The sequence below is a fragment of the Citrobacter sp. S55_ASV_140 genome, from assembly GCF_018919505.1.
Lineage (GTDB): Bacteria > Pseudomonadota > Gammaproteobacteria > Enterobacterales > Enterobacteriaceae > Citrobacter > Citrobacter werkmanii.
The window spans coordinates 1-2,271 of the sequence record NZ_JAHLQZ010000343.1 but is presented as its reverse complement, the minus strand read 5'-3'; the positions used below and the strand labels follow the sequence as shown (position 1 = coordinate 2,271).

The window sequence follows — 2,271 nt, the reverse complement described above, 5'->3', positions numbered from 1 at the left end:
ATGTAAAACGTTTCTACGATGCCGTTTCAACGTTCAAAATTTCTCTGCCGACGCCAATTATGTCCGGCGTGCGTACCCCAACCCGCCAGTTCAGCTCCTGCGTACTGATCGAGTGCGGCGACAGCCTGGATTCCATCAACGCCACCTCCAGCGCTATCGTGAAATACGTTTCTCAGCGCGCCGGTATCGGTATCAACGCCGGCCGCATCCGTGCGCTGGGTAGCCCGATTCGTGGCGGTGAAGCGTTCCACACTGGCTGTATTCCGTTCTACAAGCACTTCCAGACCGCGGTGAAATCCTGCTCGCAAGGCGGCGTGCGCGGCGGTGCGGCCACCCTGTTCTACCCGATGTGGCATCTGGAAGTCGAAAGCCTGCTGGTGCTGAAAAACAACCGCGGCGTTGAAGGCAACCGCGTGCGTCATATGGACTACGGCGTGCAGATCAACAAGCTGATGTATACCCGTCTGCTGAAAGGCGGTGACATCACCCTGTTCAGCCCGTCCGACGTCCCGGGCCTGTATGATGCGTTCTTCGCCGACCAGGACGAGTTCGAACGTCTGTACACCCAATATGAAAACGACGACAGCATCCGTAAACAGCGCGTGAAAGCGGTTGAACTGTTCTCCCTGATGATGCAGGAACGTGCCTCTACCGGCCGTATCTACATTCAGAACGTTGACCACTGCAACACCCACAGCCCGTTTGATCCGGTTGTTGCGCCGGTGCGCCAGTCCAACCTGTGTTTGGAAATCGCCCTGCCGACCAAACCACTGACCGACGTGAACGACGAAAACGGCGAAATTGCGCTGTGTACGCTATCCGCATTTAACCTGGGTGCTATTAACAGTCTGGACGAGCTGGAAGAGCTGGCCGTACTGGCGGTACGCGCGCTGGATGCGCTGCTGGATTATCAGGATTACCCAATCCCGGCCGCCAAACGCGGCGCAATGGGCCGTCGTACGCTGGGTATTGGCGTCATCAACTACGCCTACTGGCTGGCGAAAAACGGTAAGCGTTATTCTGACGGTAGCGCCAATAACCTGACCCACCAAACCTTCGAAGCCATTCAGTATTACCTGCTGAAAGCTTCTAACGAGCTGGCAAAAGAGCAAGGCGCGTGCCCGTGGTTTAACGAAACAACTTACTCCCAGGGTATTTTACCGATCGATACCTATAAAAAAGACCTTGATGCTATCTCTGACGAGCCGCTGCATCTGGACTGGGAGCAGCTTCGCGAGTCCATCAAGACTCACGGCCTGCGTAACTCCACGCTCTCTGCGCTGATGCCGTCGGAAACCTCTTCGCAGATCTCTAATGCGACCAACGGTATTGAACCACCGCGCGGCTACGTGAGCATCAAAGCGTCTAAAGATGGGATTCTGCGTCAGGTCGTGCCGGACTACGAACACTTGCACGACGCCTACGAACTGCTGTGGGAAATGCCGAGCAACGACGGTTATCTGCAACTGGTAGGTATCATGCAGAAGTTTATCGATCAGTCGATTTCCGCCAACACCAACTATGATCCGACGCGTTTCCCATCAGGAAAAGTGCCGATGCAGCAGTTGCTGAAAGACCTGCTCACCGCCTACAAATTTGGCGTCAAAACGCTGTATTATCAGAACACCCGCGATGGCGCGGAAGATACTCAGGACGATCTGGTACCGTCCATTCAGGACGATGGCTGCGAAAGCGGCGCATGTAAGATCTGATGAATATTGCCGGGTGGCGCTACGCTTACCCGGCCTACGATTGCACGGTTTGTAGGCCGGATAAGGTGTTTGTACCGCATCCGGCGCTCATCCCACAAAGGATTCACATTAATGGCATACACCACTTTTTCACAGACGAAAAATGATCAGCTTCTGGAACCGATGTTCTTCGGCCAGCCGGTGAACGTCGCCCGCTACGATCAGCAAAAATATGACATCTTCGAAAAACTGATCGAAAAGCAGCTCTCTTTCTTCTGGCGTCCGGAAGAGGTCGATGTTTCCCGCGATCGCATCGACTTCCAGGCGCTGCCGGAGCATGAAAAGCATATCTTCATCAGCAACCTGAAGTATCAGACGCTGCTGGACTCCATTCAGGGACGTAGCCCGAACGTCGCGCTGCTGCCGTTAATCTCGATTCCTGAACTGGAAACCTGGGTCGAAACGTGGGCGTTTTCTGAAACGATCCACTCGCGTTCTTACACCCATATCATCCGTAACATCGTCAACGATCCGGCGGTGGTGTTTGACGATATCGTCACCAACGAGCAGATCCAGAAGC

2 protein-coding genes are annotated in these 2,271 nt (G+C 54.5%); both read left to right on the top strand.

Annotated features, from left to right (window positions below; translation table 11 throughout):
* The coding region (nrdA, locus tag KQJ18_RS23505; RefSeq protein ID WP_216422892.1) for a class 1a ribonucleoside-diphosphate reductase subunit alpha at nucleotides 1-1,712 on the top strand (1,712 nt) is incomplete at its 5' end.
* A 111-nt stretch (nucleotides 1,713-1,823) separates the two neighbouring features.
* Nucleotides 1,824-2,271: ribonucleotide-diphosphate reductase subunit beta (locus KQJ18_RS23500; protein ID WP_216422891.1), on the top strand; the 448-nt coding region annotated here is incomplete at its 3' end.